The sequence below is a fragment of the Roseobacter litoralis Och 149 genome (assembly GCF_000154785.2).
Classification (GTDB): domain Bacteria; phylum Pseudomonadota; class Alphaproteobacteria; order Rhodobacterales; family Rhodobacteraceae; genus Roseobacter; species Roseobacter litoralis.
This window is the reverse complement of the sequence record NC_015730.1, coordinates 3,350,078-3,369,724: the sequence shown is the minus strand read 5'-3', so window position 1 is coordinate 3,369,724 and position 19,647 is coordinate 3,350,078. Positions and strand designations below refer to the sequence as shown.

General features: G+C 56.7%; 17 protein-coding genes and 1 pseudogene. 9 read left to right on the top strand and 9 right to left on the bottom strand.

Features of this window, described 5'->3' with window-relative positions:
* Positions 1 to 63 precede the first annotated feature (63 nt).
* The 9 genes and pseudogenes from RLO149_RS15940 to RLO149_RS15900 all read right to left on the bottom strand — a co-directional run bounded on the left by RLO149_RS15940 (position 64) and on the right by RLO149_RS15900 (position 8,431).
* Positions 64 to 339 carry a transposase gene (locus tag RLO149_RS15940; RefSeq protein ID WP_245538073.1) on the bottom strand — a complete coding sequence of 92 codons (276 nt, stop codon included), beginning with the start codon at positions 337 to 339 and terminating at the stop codon, positions 64 to 66.
* Positions 340 to 790: 451 nt separating this feature from the next.
* Positions 791 to 1,582 (bottom strand): annotated as a pseudogene (locus RLO149_RS24520) (IS6 family transposase).
* A gap of 150 nt (positions 1,583 to 1,732) precedes the next feature.
* A complete protein-coding gene (locus tag RLO149_RS15930; RefSeq protein WP_013963131.1) occupies positions 1,733 to 2,338 on the bottom strand; it encodes a hypothetical protein in 606 nt (201 codons plus the stop codon).
* Between the two features lies 1 nt (position 2,339).
* A complete protein-coding gene (locus tag RLO149_RS15925) occupies positions 2,340 to 3,002 on the bottom strand; it encodes a hypothetical protein (protein ID WP_013963130.1) in 663 nt (220 codons plus the stop codon).
* A 22-nt stretch (positions 3,003 to 3,024) separates the two neighbouring features.
* Entirely contained in the window at positions 3,025 to 3,981 is a 957-nt protein-coding gene (locus RLO149_RS15920) for a carbohydrate kinase family protein (protein ID WP_013963129.1), read from the bottom strand.
* A gap of 23 nt (positions 3,982 to 4,004) precedes the next feature.
* Positions 4,005 to 5,054, bottom strand: a complete 1,050-nt coding sequence (locus RLO149_RS15915) for an ABC transporter ATP-binding protein (RefSeq protein WP_013963128.1) — start codon at positions 5,052 to 5,054, stop codon at positions 4,005 to 4,007.
* Positions 5,055 to 5,057: 3 nt separating this feature from the next.
* Positions 5,058 to 5,903, bottom strand: a complete 846-nt coding sequence (locus RLO149_RS15910; protein WP_013963127.1) for a carbohydrate ABC transporter permease — start codon at positions 5,901 to 5,903, stop codon at positions 5,058 to 5,060.
* A gap of 2 nt (positions 5,904 to 5,905) precedes the next feature.
* Positions 5,906 to 6,850 (bottom strand): carbohydrate ABC transporter permease, encoded by a 945-nt coding sequence (locus tag RLO149_RS15905; protein ID WP_013963126.1) that lies wholly within the window; start codon positions 6,848 to 6,850, stop codon positions 5,906 to 5,908.
* Between the two features lie 27 nt (positions 6,851 to 6,877).
* The gene (locus RLO149_RS15900; protein WP_013963125.1) at positions 6,878 to 8,431 is read right to left on the bottom strand and encodes an ABC transporter substrate-binding protein; all 1,554 of its coding nucleotides are present in this window, start codon (positions 8,429 to 8,431) and stop codon (positions 6,878 to 6,880) included.
* 240 nt (positions 8,432 to 8,671) lie between these two features.
* On the opposite strand from RLO149_RS15900, the gene RLO149_RS15895 reads away from it, so the two are divergent.
* The 9 genes from RLO149_RS15895 (at position 8,672) to RLO149_RS15855 (ending at position 19,602) form a co-directional block, all read left to right on the top strand.
* A complete protein-coding gene (locus RLO149_RS15895) occupies positions 8,672 to 10,003 on the top strand; it encodes an NAD(P)H-dependent oxidoreductase (RefSeq protein WP_013963124.1) in 1,332 nt (443 codons plus the stop codon).
* Positions 9,996 to 11,003: a thiamine pyrophosphate-dependent dehydrogenase E1 component subunit alpha gene (locus tag RLO149_RS15890; RefSeq protein WP_013963123.1), complete on the top strand. Its 1,008-nt coding sequence runs from the start codon at positions 9,996 to 9,998 to the stop codon at positions 11,001 to 11,003. Before RLO149_RS15895 ends, RLO149_RS15890 begins: the two co-directional genes overlap by 8 nt.
* Positions 11,000 to 12,010: an alpha-ketoacid dehydrogenase subunit beta gene (locus RLO149_RS15885; protein WP_013963122.1), complete on the top strand. Its 1,011-nt coding sequence runs from the start codon at positions 11,000 to 11,002 to the stop codon at positions 12,008 to 12,010. Before RLO149_RS15890 ends, RLO149_RS15885 begins: the two co-directional genes overlap by 4 nt.
* Complete coding sequence (locus tag RLO149_RS15880; RefSeq protein ID WP_013963121.1) at positions 12,010 to 13,287, top strand: acetoin dehydrogenase dihydrolipoyllysine-residue acetyltransferase subunit; 1,278 nt, start codon at positions 12,010 to 12,012, stop codon at positions 13,285 to 13,287. The genes RLO149_RS15885 and RLO149_RS15880 overlap by 1 nt, the downstream gene beginning before the upstream one ends.
* A 646-nt stretch (positions 13,288 to 13,933) precedes the next feature.
* A complete protein-coding gene (locus RLO149_RS15875; RefSeq protein ID WP_013963120.1) occupies positions 13,934 to 14,914 on the top strand; it encodes an ABC transporter substrate-binding protein in 981 nt (326 codons plus the stop codon).
* Between the two features lie 8 nt (positions 14,915 to 14,922).
* Positions 14,923 to 16,626 (top strand): ABC transporter permease, encoded by a 1,704-nt coding sequence (locus tag RLO149_RS15870; RefSeq protein WP_013963119.1) that lies wholly within the window; start codon positions 14,923 to 14,925, stop codon positions 16,624 to 16,626.
* Positions 16,614 to 17,693, top strand: coding sequence for an ABC transporter ATP-binding protein (locus RLO149_RS15865; RefSeq protein ID WP_013963118.1), 1,080 nt, complete (start codon positions 16,614 to 16,616; stop codon positions 17,691 to 17,693). Before RLO149_RS15870 ends, RLO149_RS15865 begins: the two co-directional genes overlap by 13 nt.
* Positions 17,693 to 18,856, top strand: coding sequence for an MBL fold metallo-hydrolase (locus tag RLO149_RS15860; RefSeq protein ID WP_013963117.1), 1,164 nt, complete (start codon positions 17,693 to 17,695; stop codon positions 18,854 to 18,856). Before RLO149_RS15865 ends, RLO149_RS15860 begins: the two co-directional genes overlap by 1 nt.
* Positions 18,856 to 19,602 (top strand): 5'/3'-nucleotidase SurE, encoded by a 747-nt coding sequence (locus RLO149_RS15855; protein ID WP_013963116.1) that lies wholly within the window; start codon positions 18,856 to 18,858, stop codon positions 19,600 to 19,602. Before RLO149_RS15860 ends, RLO149_RS15855 begins: the two co-directional genes overlap by 1 nt.
* The last annotated feature ends 45 nt before the right edge of the window (positions 19,603 to 19,647 follow it).

The window sequence follows — 19,647 nt, the reverse complement described above, 5'->3', positions numbered from 1 at the left end:
GTCCCTTCCGGAAATCCACTGGCTTGGTGGCCACGAAGATCTGCACCCTATGCGACGGGTGGATCACAACGCAGCCACGATCTCGGCGATGCGCGCGGCAGGCGTGTCGCCAGCCAATCGGATCGTGACGCCACCTTTGAGAAGGTCGATTGTTGTGACCGGCACTGGCGGCGTTGGTGCAGCAATCGCGGGTACGGCCAGTTTGACAGGTGCAAAAACCGCGTTTTTATCTGCGGGCAAAACCAATTTGCCCTCACGCGCCTTGCGCCGCCAATCTGATATGCGCGTCGGCCGCAAACCATGCCTAGCGGCAACCGCACTTACAGTGATCCCCTTCACGAGCGTCTCAGCACCAATCCGTGCCTTCAAATATTCCGGTCAATGCTTGCGACCAGAGAAACTCCCAAAGTCTCTGCAGTGTTCTCCATAGATAAATTCCCTTCCAAAACCTGAAGGGCAGGAATCGCATCTACCAACCTTAGGCGGTAGTGTGGGGCTGAGCCAACGCTTACTATGATCTCTTCAAATCAAGGCTCGATAAAAAGGTTGATTTCGCTGATGTGTGCGATCTGCCTTTGGTAATTTCTTCTACTGAGGTATTATACGTGGTTTTATATTATATATTAATATCAATTTATTATGGAATATATAATACTGACCCTCGGTTCGCCATCAAAGTGTCTGTGAACTTTCATGATAAGATTCATTTCCCGTCACAAAACGTCATTTCGATTGCAAACTTAGTGTCCTGTGGAACGAACTGTTGCGTTAACTTCCGGCGCAGATAGTTTTATCTGCTGCCTTGGTTTCGGACGGCCGCGTTGAATAGCTCGTTGATGAAGCTGATCTCGCTTCGGACGCCCGACTGCCGTGTTTGTATGTGTCCGTTCTTGGTGGTTCTGATTGGTTCTATCCCCAGTAGTGTCGTTTTGGCAAATCGCAGAGATCGGACGCTTTACCGATATCCGAACAATCTCTTCAGGGCGGCATGGTCGCTTGCGACGCGGTTGTTCAGATACTTGCGATCAACATGGGTGATGGAGTCAAAGGGCGGATCGTAGCGAAGGTTGATCTCGCGGATCACCTTTCGATAGGTCGGCGCCTTATCTGTGCAGATTGAAACGAGGCGGTGCAGCAGCACACTTTCAATTGCCTTATTCAGAAAGGCTTTTACCGCTTTCGCCTCGCCTCGCCTCGCCTCGCATCGCATCGGGCCGTCCGCCTGAAATCCAAGCAATTGACCGTTCGCATCAATTGCGCGCCACATGTACCGCCATTTTCCACCGGCCCGTATGTAGGTTTCATCCATTGCCCGGCAGGCGATCACACGATGATCTGCCGAGAGGAGACGTGCTAGTTCAGGCTAGCGCGGCTGAGAGGGCGCTAAGCAGGCCTGAACAGTTCAGGCCCAAACTTCTGCACGCATCGAAAGACCGTCGAGCGGTCGACATCCAGCCCTCGCTCCGCCAGCAGGTCCGCCACATCTTGGTGGGATAGTGGGTACCGCAGATACTGCCGAACCGCACACAGGATGATCACTGAGGGGAAACCGGTAGCGCTTGAACGGCTGTTTGCTTGCCATGTAGAAGTCCCTTTGATCAATAATTCCACGACAAGCTGACCGTTAATGCAACAGTCCTACTTTGAGGTGCGTATGGTGGCTATCATGCGCGGTCTTTGGCTTCAGCGCTTGTGGGGCCAAATAGAGCGATTTGATGCAACACACCCCGTCTCAAGTAAGCTTGCGGGGTTGTCCAGTATCGTCGAGTTGCTTTCTCATACGGCCCGGCGTGAACAGGCCCGGCATTGTCCAGTTGGGAGTTTCGCCAACAAAATCTTCGAAAAAACCAATGGCGAGATTTACGTCTTCGTTCACGTTTTCGCGAAAAGACCACCAGGTCCGCAAATCACCCAGTTTGGGAGCTGTATCCGCGGACAGTGAAAAATCCTGTTCAATCACCGCATCGCGCACAGCAAGGCAAAACGAAACGTAGAGATACCCTTCAGGCCAAAAGGTTGCGGGTTGGTCGCGTTCACCTTCGTCTTCCTGCGCTGTGACGGGAGCAAAACGCACCATTTCTCGCAGCATAAGGCCAGCCGCAAATGTAACGTACTCCAGCCGGTGTTCCTGCGCTTTGAATTTCTGCGCCTCGAAAGACCGAAACCACGCGCTGAAAGCCTGCAACAGTTTGGCTTCGTCCAAGGATAGTGTCTTGCCGGTTTCGTGTTCCAGAGACGCGAGAAATTCGCGAAAAGAGCTGACAAACCACCGCGCGCGCAGGATCGTTTTGCGCACGGGCAGGTCGCTGTTTTCCAGAGCGTGCAGGGCTTCTTTCACGTCATATCCTTTCAGACACATCCAGCAGGATTTCGTTGAGCGTCTGTGGGTCGTTCCACGCCTTTTGACAGGCCTCCAGTGATCCTGCACCCAACCAGCCAGATATGCGCACCAGTTCTTCTTCGGGTGTGGCGCCATCCCCCGGCTCCGTCAGCAGCCACAGCACCGCCCCGATGCAGATGCGCAGCGGCAACCCCGCGTCGGGTCCGGCTCCGGAAGCCATAAAACCCGGGGCGACACCGAAAGGTTCACGCCGCACCATCGCATGCAAAAGGGCGGCAGCCCGGTAAGACTGAGTTTCAGCATCATGCCAGCACATGGCCAAGATCGTTTCGCTGACCAGCAGATCAGGTTTGCGCGCCTCTGCCAGTAACACTGAAATCGCGAACCCTGCGCAGGTCGCCATCTGAGTGGCGGACATGTCCGCACCTTGCATTGCCGCTGCGGCATTGGCGACGATCATCGGGTCAGGCGGGCCAGAAAGACCTGCCCCCTTAGGATCAAACGGCGTGATGTTTTCGACCGCATTGCGCAGCGGCCCCGGCAAGGATTCGAGCGCGTGTGAAATCATCGCAGCAGCGGGCCCCGCATGCTGGCGCACGCCGCGCACAAGGTCGCGCAACGGTAATTTCAGAGCACGTGGGTTAGGGTAGGAACTGCTCATTGTGGCAGACCTCTTGATGGTTTCAGCTGGCAGTATAAGCCTTGAGAGCAGTCTTTTCCATAAAAGAAAGTGTGTTCGCCAGATCGCTCACGCCAGCCTGAGAACCCAACCCAGTGGCGTTTTGCGCCGAACTCGCTTGACCCAGCCGGATGCAGTCCTCAACCGACTTACCCAGATGTAGCCCGGTGGCAAAGCCTGCGTTAAAGCAATCGCCGCAGCCGCAGGTACACACGACGTCGATGTCGTAGGCTGGGATTTCGATTTTTACGCCCGTCTGATCGCGGTACATTGCCCCTTCGGCACCCAGCGTCAGGATTACAGCCGCCGCCCCCTGATCCAGCAAAAACCGGGCGATGTCCTCGAGGTCAGTAAGGCCCGACAATGCCATCGCCTCTTCTTCGGAGGGCATGAACACATCCGTATGCGCCAGCAGTGGTTTTATCAGCGCAAGATCATCGGCGGTAGAGGCAAAGACATCCAGCGTTGTCTTGCAGCCGCGTTTCCGTGCTTCTGCCAGAACTTCCAAAGTGCGACCTTTGTCCATGGCGTCCATCAGACCGACCCCACCCACATGCAGAATTTTCGTATCAAGTACGCGATCCAGTTGCGTCTCATCCACAAAAAAGCCCGCCGTTGCGCCCAGTTTATGCAGGGCAGGGCGCGCGCCATCGGGGCGCGTGGTTACGATGCTCGATGACGTCGAAAAATCTGCGCAGCGCTGCATCATTTCACGGTCAACGCCGAAATCATCCAAGCGGCGCAACACCCAATCGCCCATCAGATCATTCCCAACCCCGCCGACCGCCTGCACCCGCAGCCCGTGTTTCGCGGCCACGATCGCAGCCGACCCAGCGGCCCCCGAAACAGCCAGGGCAAAATCATCAACAAAGAACGTATTGCCTCCGGGCGGGATGTCGTTCACCGGTCGGCACAGGGCATCAAAGGTGTAAAACCCCATGGACGTGTAGTCAAAAGTCATGACGCCTCCTTGCGCGTAAGGATTCAGCGCAGCCGCTGACCAGTGGCCGCATCAAACAGACAGATACGCGCAGGATCGAACGTCACAGTGATCGGCGTGTCAAGATCGGCGCGGTAATCCCGGTCGGCCTTGATCTCGACCATGGCGTCCCCGGCTTTGACGGTCAGGTAGGTCAGATCGCCCGTGGGCTCTACCCCAAAGACGGTCCCTGTCAAATGCGGGTCGCTGCCGCCGACGGTGCAGTCTTCGGGCCTGAACCCCAGAACCACACGTTCGCCCAGCGTGGCCGCCAGCCCCGAGACCGTAACCCCCGGCGCGGTGAATACCCCGCCCGTTACCGACCCCTCAACAAGGTTCATTGGCGGTGATCCGATAAACCCGGCCACAAAGGTATTGGCCGGATCATTGTAGATCTCATCCGGTGTGCCGATCTGTTGCACGCCGCCCCCTTCCATGATGACGATGCGGTCCGCCAGCGTCATCGCTTCGATCTGGTCGTGGGTCACGTAGACGGTTGTGACTTTCAATTGCCGCTGGATGTGCTTGATCTGCACCCGCATCGCCTGTCGCAGCTTGGCATCAAGGTTGCTGAGCGGCTCGTCCATCAGGAACACCTGCGGCTGGCGTACAATGGCACGCGCGAGCGCTGCACGTTGACGTTGCCCCCCGGACAAGGCACCGGGCTTGCGATCCAGATAATCGGTCAGTTCTGTCATCTTGGCCGCGCGCTGCACCAGCGCATCCTGATCGGCCTTGGGCACCTCGCGCATACGCAGGGGGAACCGGATGTTTTCATAGATCGTCATGTTGGGATAAAGCGCATAGCCCTGAAAAACCATCGCCACATCGCGGTCGCGGGCGTCGACGTCATTCATGACCTCGCCGTTCATGATGACTTCGCCTTCGCTGGGATCTTCAAGACCTGCGATCATCCGCATCGTCGTGGTCTTGCCACAGCCGGAGGGGCCAAGAAAGACCACGAATTCCTCGTCCGCGATGTCGATATTCACATCGCGCACACCCCAGACGCTGCCCCATTTTTTCTGGATGCCCGAAAGCTCGATCCTTGCCATGTTTTATCCTTTGACCGCGCCCATCGTCAGACCTCGTGACAGATGTTTCTGGATCAAAACGACCACGAGAAACACCGGCACAAAGGCCAGAAAGGCGACCAGTGCAATTGCGTTGTAAATCAACCCGTCCGACCCGCCGGTGAAATTCGCCAGCGCGACCGACATCGTATAGGCGTCAGGGGTCGAGGCGATCAGCAGGGTGAACAGGAATTCGTTGATGGCAAAGATCATCGCGATGACGCTGGCGGTGATGATGCCGGGTAGAATGGCGGGGATGATGATCTCCCACAGAATGCGCAGATCGCCTGCACCATCCGTGCGTGCCGCGTCTTCGAGTTCCTTGGGGATATCCATCATATAAGACCGGATAATCCACGTCACGAAGGACAGGTTGATCGCCGCATAGATCAGCATCAAGGCCCAGACGGAATCCAGCAAGCCCGCATTGCGGAACAGGAAAAAGATCGGGATGGCGACGATGGCCGGGGCCATCATCCGGGTCGACAGAATATAAAACCCGATGTCGTCACGCCCCCGATAAGTATAGCGAGACAGCGAATAAGCGGCAGGGATCGCCAGCACCAGATCAATCAGCACCGACCCGATTATGGCCAGGACTGAGTTGCGCAGGTATTTGGCCATGGGCCAGTCTTCCCAGATCATATGCCAAGCATCCAGACTGAACGTGGGCCAATAGATAGGCTGGGGTGTGATGATCTCTGTGCGGGGGCGCAGCCCGATGGACAGGAACCACAGCACCGGCATCAGGCAAAACAGCGCCCACGCCCCGAGGATCGCATAACGCAGGGTCAGGCTTTCGCCGCGGCGTTTTCTGCGCACAGAGGCCATCGCTACACCTTCGCCGAGACAAAGGCGCGTTTGACCACAAACTGCGCAACGATGATGGTCAGGATCAGCATGATCACCGACGCGGAGGACGCATAGCCAAAATCAAAGAACTTGAACCCCGTGCGGTAGATGAAATAGCTGATCGTCTCGGTCCCAAAGGCAGGCCCTCCCTTGGTGATGACAAAGACGTTGGTGAACATCGTTGTGATATCGATCCCCCGCAGGATCAGCGCCACTGCGATCACCGGTTTCATGATCGGCAGCGAGATGTTCCAGAAGATCTGATACCAGGAAGCGCCATCCAGACGCGCGGCCTCTTCGACTTCTTCATCCTGCCCCTGAAGGGCTGCGACAAAGATGATGAACAGGAACGGCGTCCACTGCCAGACGTCGGCAAGGATCAGGATCGACCGACTCATCCAGATCGAGGACTGGAACGCGATATTGCCGTCAATGAGCCCGATCCGCATGAGCAGATCTGCAAACACCCGCGCATCCAGAAAGAACAGCTTGTAGGTGAAAGCCACCGCCGAGGGCATGAACAGCATCGGGACCAGAAAGATGATCCGCCAGCCTGTGACCCAAGGGTCGCGATAGGCGTAAAACGCCAGCGTCAGCGCGATGACGCATTGCAGGGTCAGCGCAATCGACCCCATCACAAAGGTATTCCAAAGCGCGCCCCAGAATTGATAGTCATTGAATAGCCGTGCGTAGTTATCAAAGCCAACAGGCTGCCATGGACCGAATTTCACAGCATAGAAGCTTTGCACGATGGCATAGACACCCGGATAGAGCGTGATCATCATCAGATAAAGCACCGCCGGGGCCACCAAAAGGTAGGGAAACCACGCTTTTAGGCGCTTGCTTCGTCTTTTGTACGTTCGCGGCGTCGGCTGGCCCGGGGCGGATTGCGCCGCCCCGGGATCCGACAGGTTCGAAGTGCTCATGCTGAGGTCCTGCTCGTCTTGAGGTCGCTAGAACGGCAGAGCCTTGCCTTCGCCCACGTAAAGACCGGGCGCTGCCTCGGCATAATCCACCGGGTCACGACCCTGATAGAAGCCATTGCTGGTCATGATCCGTTTGACCGCTTCAGCTGCGTTGTCCAGCGCTTCCTTCGGCGTAATCTGGCCAACGACGGCGCGGTTGATCTCGTTACCGATGGCCTGTTCGATGGGGAATGCACCGGGCAAACGCGGCGAACACCACGCATGCTCAAGGCTATCGGCCCAGACTTTCGCAGGCTGGGACACCTCATGCAGGTTGGTGTTGGTCAGCACGGATTTGTACCCCGGTGCCACACCGTTTGCATTGGCCTCGTTCATTGCCATGATCGATGCGGTCGTCAGGAACGCGAGCATCAGGAACGCGCCCTCGGGGTTCTGAGCACTGGCCGCCACACAGGATGTAGATCCCGCGATATTCGGTGGTGCAAAACGCCCGCCGTCGATGCGTGGCTCATAAATGGTGACGAAATCATCAACAATCTGGCTTTGGTCCGGCCGCATGGCCTGCGTACCTGAATCCTGCCAGCTGATGTTGGTGGCCACCTGACCGCCGAGCCAAGCCGCCCGGTTTTCCGGCCAACCGGCCCCCGCATGACCCTCATTGGCGTTCTTGGTCAGGGCCATGATGATATCAAGACCCTTCATGCCTGCGTCACCGTTAAAGATCGGCTCCCAGTTTTCATCAAACAGCATCATGCCGGCCTGTGCCGAAATATGCTGCCATGTGTATGTCGACCAGAAACCGGGGGCTGCCATCATGCCGACACCCGACACACCGGGTTCGATCTTGTTCAACTCCCCTGATACGCGGATCAGCTCGTCATAGGTCGGGACCGAATTGACCTTGTCGACGGCACCGCCCAGCAGCGTTTCCATGTAGCCTTTGCGCACATGCACCATCTGAATGTCGCAATCGAACGGAATGCCGTACATCTTGCCGTTGAAGAACCCATAGTTCAGGCGGTACGTGTCATAGAAGTCGTCCAGCGGCAGACCCCATTTGTCAGCATATTCATCGAGGCTGGCCAAAAAGCCCGGCGCGGCGAAATCGCCCAACCAAGGCGAGAAGAACTGCAGCGCGTCAAAGGACGCATTGCCGGAAATGAACTCGGCCAGCGCTTTGTCATAAAAGCTGTCATCCGGAATCGGCACCAATTCGACCGTGATGCCGGACAGCTTTTCAAACGGCACTAGGCCCTCGGCGGCTGATTCCGCATCCGCCGCACCGATGGCAAAACGCACTGTGGTCCCTGCAAGCTCGGACCGGACAGCCTCCCAATCAACAGTGCGGATCCAGTCCTTGTTGCTGTCCCAGATCGGCTTGTCATCGGACATGCCATAAAGCTCGCGGTAGTCCTGCCGTACATATTTATTGATTGAGATATCCGCCAGAACGCTTTGGGGGTCCGGCAGGTTGCCTTGTGCAAAAGCAGCGCTTCCAAAGCCTGCGCCCCCCGCGACGATGCCTGCAGCAGAGGTGCTTTTCAGGAATGATCGGCGAGATAGAGTGTTGCGAGTTGTCATGTAAGTAGTCCTCCCAGTTAGTTTTAACTTGATGTTTTCGCCGAGCAAATTTGAATGCTCAGCTCCAACATCGATTCTTTCCATCCAGACTTGAACACCTGTGTTTATCGCCAGACGGTTGTCCATTTTTAATGATTGGTCAACTTTTATCATCACAAAGTCAATGAACAATTGATTTGACAACTGTACCAAAGTTCACCTAGTTGACTCCTGCACTCCAGCTCAGAAAGATACCATTCCATGGCTGCAAACATCTCACTTACAGGGCTTGCAAGAGACCTTTCTGAACGGGCCGCAACTGGAAAGCCCGTGCGTATCGGTCTGATCGGGTCTGGCGAGATGGGCACTGACATTGTCACCCGCGCTGGGATGATGGACGGTGTCGAGGTTGCCGCCATATCCGAGGTAAACCCCGCGGCCGCCCACAAAGCCGTCGAGATCGCGCATGCTGCAGCAGGATTTAGCGCAGACGCAAATTCGACCGACGCCCTTAATGCGGCAATCGAGAACGGTAAGACAGCTGTGGCCGACAATGCTGATGCGATCCTCGAATCTGGCTTGATTGATGTGGTGATCGACGCAACCGGCATCCCGGCTGTTGGTGCTGAAATCGGCCTGCGGGCGATGGAGCGTGGCAAACATCTGGTGATGATGAACGTCGAGGCCGATGTGACCATCGGGGCCTACCTGCGCCGCGAGGCCAACCGCCTCGGCGTCGTCTATTCGTTGGGCGCGGGCGACGAGCCATCATCCTGCATGGAGCTGATCGAATTTGTCTCCGCCATGGGGCACAAGATCGTCTGCGCGGGCAAGGGCAAGAACAACCCGTTGAATTTCGACGCCATCCCCGAAGCCTACATGGAAGAGGCCGCGCGCCGCCACATGAACCCCCGCCTATTGGTGGAATTTGTCGACGGGTCCAAAACCGCCGTCGAGATGTGCGCGATTGGCAATGCCACCGGATTGATCCCGGATTGCGATGGGATGCACGGCCCCGCCGCTGGTCCGAAAGACTTGGCCAAAACGCTAATCCCAAAGAAAGACGGCGGACTGCTAGAGGGTATCGGCCGGGTGGACTATTCTATCGGGAAGGGCGTCTCACCGGGTGTGTTTGTCATCATCGAAGCCGAACACCCGCGCATCCGTGAACGCTTGAAAGACCTGAAAATGGGCGATGGCCCCTATTTCGAGTTTATCCGTCCCTATCACCTGACTTCGCTCGAAGTGCCACTGACCTGCGCGCGCGCTGTGCTTTACGGCAAGGCGGACATGGTGCCGCTGGACAAGCCTGTGGCCGAGGTGGCCGCCGTTGCCAAACGTGACCTGAAAGCAGGTGAAACGCTGGATCAGATCGGTGAATACACCTACCGCGCATGGGCGATGGAAACATCGCGTGCGCGCACCGCGCGTGCCTTGCCTGCGGGTCTGCTGACCGGGGCCGTGACCACCGCCGCGATCGCCAAGGGTGAACTGATCACAGCGCATAACACCACGCTGCCTGATGCGCGCATCGTCGAATTGCGCCGCCGTCAGGATGAGATGATTTACGGCAAGGATGCCGCGAATGTCTGATCCGAAAAACACACCCTACGCCATTCGCACCTATGACGCCGATGAACTGAAGGGTGCGCTGCGCAAGATGTTCCTGATCCGCAAGTTCGAGGAAGGCGCTGAAGACAGCTACACCCGGGGTCTGATCCACGGGACGATGCACCTTTCCATTGGGCAGGAGGCGTCCGCAGTCGGGTCCTGCATGTCGCTGAGTGATGATGACAAGATCACTTCGACCCACCGGGGCCACGGGCATTGTGTCGCCAAAGGCGCCGATCTGGGCCGGATGTTTGCGGAGTTCTTCGGCAAGGAGGACGGCTATTGCCGGGGGCGTGGCGGGTCGATGCACATCGCGGATGTGGCAAAAGGCAACCTTGGCGCAAACGGCATCGTGGGCGGCGGTTTGCCCATCGCGGTTGGCGCTGCTTTGTCGGCCAAACGCCTTGGCACCGGCGCTGTGACCGTGTGCTTTTTCGGCGACGGGGCCAATAACGAGGGTGCCTTCCACGAGGCCCTTAATATGGCGGCCATTTGGAAATTGCCCGTGGTGTTTGTTTGTGAAAACAACCGCTATGGCATGTCGACTTCGACAGAAAAATCCACGGCGGTCAAACATATCGCCGAACGGGCGGCAGCCTACAACATGCCGGGCGTCACCGTGGACGGCAATGATTTCTCAGCTGTGACCGAGGCCGTGGACTCCGCTGTCGCCCGTGCCCGCGCGGGCGATGGTCCAAGCCTCGTGGAAAACCTCACCTATCGTTGGCGCGGACATTCAAAATCTGACCGCAACCGCTATCGCACCAAGGAGGAGATCGCCGATTGGATGGAGCGCGACCCGATCGGACAGATGTCCGCTTTGCTTGTCACACATAAAATCATGTCCGAAAATGACGTCGCAGCGCTGGAATCCGAGACCGAGCAGGTCATTCAGGACGCCATCGCCTTTGCCAACGCCAGCCCATCACCCGCCGTGGCTGACGCCACCCGCTTTGTCTATACCGACGACGCTGCCGCATGAATATACAAGCCAAACCTGAGATCCGCGAATTGTCCTACGCCGAGGCTATCCGCGAGGCGATGGACATCGCCCTTGGCAGCGACCCGCGCGTCATCCTGATGGGTGAGGACATTGGCATCTATGGCGGGGCCTTTCAGGTGACCGGCGATCTGGTGGAGAAATACGGAACTGACCGGGTGATGGATACGCCCATCTCCGAGCTTGGTGGCGCAGGTGTCGCCGTGGGGGCCGCCTTGACTGGCTTACGCCCGATCTTTGAATTCCAGTTCTCGGATTTTGCCACGCTCGCGATGGAACAGATCGTCAACCAAGCTGCCAAGATACGGTTCATGCTGGGAGGGGCAGTATCAGTCCCGGTTGTCATGCGGTTCCCCGCAGGGTCTGGCACGGGTGCTGCTGCACAGCACAGCCAAAGCATCGAAGCGTGGTTTGGGCATGTCCCCGGTCTCAAGGTCATTCAACCGTCAACGCCTGAGGATGCCAAAGGCATGTTGCTGGCAGCTCTTGAAGATCCGGACCCGGTGATGATCTTTGAACACAAGATCCTGTACAAGATGAAAGGCCATGTGCCCGAAGGGTACTACACCACGCCTATCGGCAAAGCCGCCGTGCGTCGCGAAGGGCAGGATCTGAGCATCGTCGCGACCTCACTGATGGTACACAAGGCCCTCGCTGCCGCCGAGGAACTGGCAAAGGATGGCATTGACGTCGAGGTCATCGACCTGCGTACCGTGCGTCCGATGGACCGCGATACCGTGCTGGCATCAGTGCGCAAAACCGGACGGCTGATCTGTGTCTATGAGGGGGTAAAGACCCTTGGCGTGGGTGCCGAAATATCAGCCATGGTAGCCGAAAGCGATGCGTTCGATTTTCTGGATGCGCCGATCATTCGATTGGGCGGGGCGGAAAGCCCGATCCCCTACAACCCAGAGCTGGAAAAATCTGCTGTGCCGCAGGTGCCGGATATTCTGGAAGCTGCAACAGCACTGGTCAAAGGCCGCCTCTGATGCCTGTCGAAGTCATCATGCCAAAGGTCGATATGGATATGGCCAGCGGAACTGTGAGCGCATGGCATGTTGAGATCGGTGCGACTGTTGTCAAGGGAGACCCCCTGTTTGATATCGAAACCGACAAAGCCGCGATGGAGGTCGAGGCCCAAAACGATGGTGTGCTGTATCACTGCGTTCCTGCGGGGACCGAAGTGGCCATAGGCCAGCCGGTTGCTTGGCTTTACGACAAAGACGAGGAAGTCGGGGATGCCCCCGTTGCTACGCCGGAGACTGTCTCCGAAAACACAACTGAATGCTCTGAACCGGCCTCTGATCAGGCCGCTGACGTGCCAAACCCTTTAGAGACGCAAACCGCACGGACTGACAAAACCCGTGCGACCCCACGTGCCCGCACCCTCGTGCGCGAAGCCGGTATCGACATTACCGCAGTAACGGGCAGTGGCCCGCGCGGGCGCATACAAGCCAAAGACGTGCCGCAAACGTCTGACCCTGCGTTCGCATCACCGACAATATTCGTGCCGGAAACTGGGCTCCTGAACATCACTTACAGAAACGGGGGCACGCGAAACCCCATCGTTTTGATCCACGGTTTCGCCAGTGACACTAAATCATGGAAGCAGATCGAACCCTTTTTAGCGGACCATCCCCTGATCCGCATCGATCTGCCCTGCCACGGTAAATCCCCAAACCTGCGTATCAGCAGCTTCTCCGACCTTGTAAAAACGGTGCGCCAAACATTTGATGATCTGCATCTGGACGGAACACAACTCATTGGCCATAGTCTTGGCGGTGCCGTCGCACTGGCGATTGCAGATACCCGGCCGAGTAAAGTTAACTCGCTTTGCCTAATCGCACCTGCTGGCCTTGGCCCTGATATTAACGGTGCGACCCTGAGCGGCATCGCAAAGGCATCCCGTGCAGAAAGCATTGCGCCATGGCTGAAAACGCTCGTCCAAGACGACACGCTGATCAGCGAAGGTTACGTCCGTTCCGTTATGGCGACGCGCACACAGTCCAACATGCGGGCTGCTCAAATCGCTCTTGCGGGCATTGTTTTCCCGGATGGGACTCAGGCTTTTGATCTAAAAGCTGCTCTCAGCAGGGTTGAAATGCCCACCCGTCTGATTTGGGGTCGCCGGGATAAAATCATACCATGGCAGCACGCGCTGACAGCGCCCGGTAACGTCGCAATCCACCTTTTTGAGGACACTGGGCACCTACCTCATATCGAACGTCCCGAACAGATCGGCAAACTGCTGGCAACGTCAATTTGACAGTATAGAAAGTGCGAGAATGATACCGATATGTGCTCTCGATGCAGGCACTTGAAAGCTGTTGTCATTGGCAGTCAACCGGGCCAAGAATACCACCACAGGTTTCGAAATAGGAAATGTCCATCGGTGGCCGACAAGGTTGCAGCCATTCACATTAATCCATTTCACCATTTAAAACTGCCTGATCGCTCCCGTCTGCGGGCGTTTCACCACCGCAGTTTGATATCACCGTCCTCAGGCTTTTGAGGTCCGGAGCAACGCAACGGCTGCCATTCGAAATAGTAATTCGGGGGCACATTCACAGTTCGCAAACAACATCAATTTGCCCCCGTTAGACGGATAACGAGAAAGCGTTCATCACACTTCGGACATTCTCTTCTTTCTTGTACGAAAGAGTCTTTGGTGAGACTGCAAATCTTTTTCTATCATCTGATGGGGCGGCTGATTTGGCCAGTTGGTCTGGCCGTTTGCATTTAATTGTTTGACCCGAATCAATCGGTATGCACAATTGTAATATAAGTGTTACAATTGTAGCTTAAAGAAAAAAATCATCTGGATGGTGAGCAATTACAACCAAACTAGAGAAATATTCGAAGAATCCCAAGGCAAATGCCGGGGGGGTACTAACACCATGGGAGAGATACAAATGACGCGAACTTTGATTAAATCTGCATCCACCGCCATCGTTACACTGATGGTTTGCCAGGCGTCTTATGCCGGTGAGTTGACGCTTTACACGTCGCAGCCCGATGCAGACGCCGCTGAAACCGTTGCCGCATTCGAAGCCGCAAATCCGGGTGTTGAGGTGCAGGTTTTTCGCTCTGGCACAAGCGATTTGATGAGCAAACTTGCTGCCGAGTTCGCAGCCGGTGCACCGCAACCCGATGTGCTTTTGATTGCTGATGCCGTGAGCATGGAAACGCTCAAGGCTGACGATCGCCTGATGAAATACGACGGCGCCGTCACCGACGGTTTTGACGCGAACGCGATAGACCCCGAAGGGTATTACTTTGGTAGCAAGCTCATCACGACGGGCATCATGTATAACACCGGTGCTACCGAAAAGCCCGCGACCTGGAGTGATCTGACAGGTGATGCCTACAAAAACCTCGTCGTGATGCCCAGCCCGCTTTACTCCGGTGCGGCTGCGTTTCTGCTTTCCGGCTTTGTCGAAGATCCGGAACTGGGCTGGGAGTTCTTTGAAACAATGCAGTCAAACGGCCTGACGGCTGTACGCGGCAATGGCGCGGTGTTGAAATCGGTCGCATCAGGCGAAAACGCCTATGGCGTCGTTGTTGATTTCCTCGCGATGAATGCCATCAAGGACGGCTCACCCATCGGATTCGTTTTTCCACCCGAAGGCGTACCAGCGGTGACCGAACCGGTTGCAATCATGTCCACTGCGGATAACGTGGAAGACGCACAGAAATTCGTTGATTTCATCCTGTCCGATGAAGGGCAGAAACTCGCACTAAGCCAAGGCTACCTTCCTGCCAAAGCCTCGGTCGGCCAGCCCGACTGGTTGCCCGCAGGTACCAAGGTCAAGGTTATGGATATCTCCGCATCTACGGTCTCTCCGAAAGTCGGTGATAACAAAAAACGCTTTGCCGATATGTTCGGCGGGTAACGCCAACCGTGGCGATACGTGGCAAAACCGATCAGGGCCAGTTTCTGGCCCTGATTTTCCTTATTGGCATCGTCGTTTTTGTGCTTTCTTTCCTGCCGATGTTGCGGCTGTTGCAGGAAACCGTATTTCCAGGTGGAGACTTCTCGCTTGATGCGATCCGAGATGGATTATCGGACCAGACAGTTTGGCGCGCGACGCGCAACACGATAGTGGTTGGGATCGGTGGCACCGTTGCGTCCGTCATTCTGGGTGTCACAGTTGCGCTGATCGTGACACTGACCGATATTCGGCAGCGCCAAGCGCTTGTTCTGTGTTTTGTCACACCGCTGATGATTGCGCCTCAGGTAACCGCCCTTGCGTGGCTGCAGGTCTTTGGTCCCTCCAGTCCGATTCTGAATTTCTTCGGCATTGCCCCACCGCTGGGCACGCCGAACCCGCTCTATTCTCCCGAGGGCATTATACTGTTGCTTTCGATCCAGTATTCGCCGCTCGTTTTCCTGATCGTGCGTGCCGGGCTGCGCCAGCTTCCTCGCGAATTGGTAGAAGCAGCGCAAAGCGGTGGGGCTGGGCCTTTCCGCGTTGTCGCGACGATTATCCTGCCACTGGCGACTCCGGCGATTGTGGCGGCTGCGGCGCTGACGTTTGTCTCTTGTGTCGGCAACTTTGGCATCCCCGCTTTTCTGGGCATTCCGGCCAATTATCTGGTCTTGCCGACGTTGATCTTTCAACGCCTTGCGGGTGGCGGCCCTGCGGTCCTGTCCGAGGTTGCGGTGCTGTCGATGCTGATCGCTGTCATCGCCATGATCGGGATATTCATGCAGGATTACTTCAGTTCGCGCAGGGATTACCGCATTTCCGGAACCTCGGCATCGCTTGCGCCTTATATGCTTGGGCGTTGGCGTGTGCCTCTTGAAGTGGTCATGTGGCTACTGATGATGATCATTCTTGTGCTGCCCCTTACCGGATTGGTCCTGACCTCGCTGGTGCGTGGGTACGGCGTCACCCTGACCGCCGACAGCGTCACGTTGGACAATTACCGCTTTGTGGTGATGGAACACATCGCGGCGCGGCGTGCCTTTGCCAACAGCTTCATGCTGTCCATTGCGGCGGCTGTCTTCGCCATGTTTGTTGCCATTCCCATCGGGTATTTGATTGCGTGGCACAGGGGACGCTGGACCAAGGCGTTAAACATTGTGGTCGAGATGCCGTATGCGCTGCCCGGTGTAGTGCTTTCCATCGCAGCGATCCTGTTGTTCCTGAAACCAATCCCGGTTCTGAACGTACAGCTTTACAATACGGTCTGGATCATTCTGTTTGCCTATCTGGCGCGTTTCCTTGTTCTGGGCGTGCGTCCTGTCGTGAACGGCTATCTCCAGATTGATCGCGCGCTGGAAGAAGCAGCGCAGGTCAGCGGCGCGCGGTTGCTCACCCGGATGCGTACGATCATTTTGCCAATGATCGCACCGGCGGCAATGGCAGGTGGGCTGTTGATCTTTATGACCGCATTTTCAGAGTTGACTGTTTCAGCACTTCTTTGGTCGTCAGGGTCTGAAACACTTGGTGTCGTAATCTTTTCCTTTGAACAGGGGGGTGACACAAAATACGCCGCCGCGATTTCCGCCTTGCTTGTTGCGTTCACGTTTCTGTTGATGCTGACGGCGAACCTTTTTGCCAAGAAACTTCCAAGTGGGGTGCTGCCGTGGCGGGACTAACGATCGACAACGTCACCAAGAAATTTCAGTCGTTTGCGGCGCTAAAGAATGTATCCATCGACGTGCGCGAAGGGGAGTTCCTCGCGGTGCTTGGCCCGTCGGGATGCGGCAAGACCACTCTGTTGCGTATCATTGCCGGGTTCGAGCAGGTTAGTCAGGGCGAAGTCCGGATTGGCGGGAAGGTGGTGTCATCAAGCAATTTTAACGTGTCACCAGAAAAACGCCGTATCGGCATCGTTTTTCAGAACTATGCGTTGTGGCCGCACATGAATGTCGCAGAAAATATCGGCTATTCGTTGAAGGTTGCAAAAGTTCCAAACGCCGAGCGTGAACAACGCGTGGCAGAAGCGCTCAAGCTGGTGGATATGGAAGGATATGGCGAGCGGGCACCTGCCAATCTGTCCGGTGGTCAACGCCAGCGCGTTGCCTTGGCGCGCTGCCTTGTCGCGACGCCCGAACTGGTGCTGTTTGACGAACCCTTAGCCAATCTCGACGTGCATTTGCGCGCATCGATGGAGGATGAGTTTGCCGATTTCCACAAGCGATCGGGCACCACAGTAGTGTATATTACGCATGACCAATCCGAGGCGATGGCTCTCGCGGATAGGATTGCGGTCATGGATCATGGGCAGCTTGTGCAGCTGGATACGCCGCATAAGCTATATCATGAACCCGCCACGCCGATGGTGGCATCCTTTATTTCTCAGGGTATCGTGCTGCCAGTGGACGTTTTGGCAGCGGGAACAGATGGCACCTGTGCGGCAAACTTGTTCGGCCAGCCCCTGTCCCTGCGATGTCGGCCCGGTGACGGCCCCCGCGCCGGGGCATTGGCCTGCTGCCGGTCTGAGGCTGTCAAAATCGTGAACACCGATGCGCCCGGCTTTGACGGCACGATCACCCGTGTTGTCTATCAGGGTGGTCTGGCGCGGATCGAATTTAGACCTGACGCAACATCAGACCGGATCGTGCATTTTGTTCAACCCGACCCGGTGACGCTGGAAGTGGGGCAAACTGCACGGCTCGCTTTTGAGGGCGGATGGCTTATTCCTGCGCAGGAGCCAAACTGATGCAAGTTCACCTTCAGGGCGGCTTTGGCGAGAAGGGGCGCACAAGCGTTTGCGTACAAACGCAAGGCTGCAGCGTGATGCTGGATGCCGGGATCAAAGTGGGTGCGGGTGATGACAGCTATCACCCCCGGCTTGCACTGTCCGCGCGCGATCTGGACGCTCTCGTCATATCTCATGCACATGAAGACCATGTCGGTGCCCTTTGCTGGCTTGCGGCGCAAGGGTACACCGGTCCGATCTATATGACTGCCGAAACGCTCGCTGAAACGCCGGCGGCACTTGCGCAATACGCGCGGCCTGATGATCTGGCGGCCCACCCTCTGGCGTCGATGGACATCAGAACTGTGCAGATCGGGACACGGTTTTCAGTCGGGCCACTTGCTATTGACACCGGCCATTCCGGCCATGTTGCAGGCGGCATGTGGATCGCGGCGTCAGACACGTCCGCAAAAGTGGTCTACTGCGGTGATGTGGTGCCCAATAGCGAGGTCTTCCCGATGACTGCCTTGCCGCAGTGCGATCTGTTGGTGATTGATGCGTCCTACGGAGCCGATCCAGTATCAGCCCATGATCGTGCCATCGCAATTAGAGCGTGGATAGCAACGCATTCCGGGGGGTGTGTTTTGCCGACGCCGCTTGCGGGGCGTTCGCTGGAATTGATCGCGATCCAAGAGGGCCCTTTTGCCATTTCCGGTGATATGGCCGACCCGCTGCTTGCGCAGATCAGGGCAATTTCTGGTCATAACCCCAAAATTACAAAGCGACTGGTCGCCAAGGTAGAACGCGCGCATCTGTGGAATAGGGGCGATCAATTCCCAACTCTTCCTTTGTTGGTGCATGACGGCATGGGTGTCGCTGGGCCCGCTGCAACTGCAATTCCCCTGGCGGTGACGCGCCAAACCCCGATGCTATTTACAGGCCATCTGCCCGACGGGTCACCCGGTGCTATCGCATTTGCTAACGGACAGGCAGACTGGATACGTCTGCCCACCCATCCTACGCTGCATGAAAACAATCAAATGTGCGGGACGGTCGATGCAGCTCGTGTTTTTGGCCATTCCTGCGCCACGGCGGATTTGACCGATCTTGCGGACCATATAGACGCGCTGGATCCAACCGCAAAGACCGGGCAAACCCACTTCGTAAATGGAAGGGACAGGTAATGCGCATTCTGATCGCCAACGACGACGGCATCGACGCACCGGGAATTGCGCTTGCAGAAGAGGCAGCGCGCAAGTTGTCCGATGATGTCTGGGTCGTCGCACCCGAAGCAAAGCGCACGGCAGCAGGGTCCTCCTTGACTGTTGGTCGCCCGCTATTCATGACAGAAACCGCCCCTCAACGGTTCAGCTGTTCCGGCACGCCCGCCGATTGCGTTGTCACGGCGATGACATGGGTGTTCAAAGACGGAGCGAAGCCCGATCTGGTTTTGTCGGGCATAAACGATGGTCCTAACGTGGCAGAGGATATCGCCTATTCCGGCACGCTGGGCATCGCGCGCGAAGCAACCTTTTGGGGCATCCCCGCAATCGGTATGTCGCGGGTCAAAAACCCGCAGCTTGGCACAGATGATACCGATTACCTGGCACGATTGATCGGACGGTTATGGCAAGAACGGCAGCACTGGGTTCTTTATGGTCACTGGCTGTCGATCAACTTGCCCGCTGCACTGCCTGCGCAACTCCGGCAGGCCCGTATCGGGCGCGACAAGATCGCGTCAACAAGCGATGTCATTTCCCAAAATGGGGCACGCACCGAATTGCTGGTGCCACGCGGCAGAATGGGCACTGGCAAGGACGGTGATGAAAACGATTTGCTGGGACAAGGACATGCCACGCTGACGCGGCTTTCGTGGTTGGGGCATAGAACTGTCGACGACGCAGTGATGTCGGCGCTAACCGGCAAATAAGAGCGAACAGTGCGACACGGCTTTGCGACGAAATGCGAACAGTGT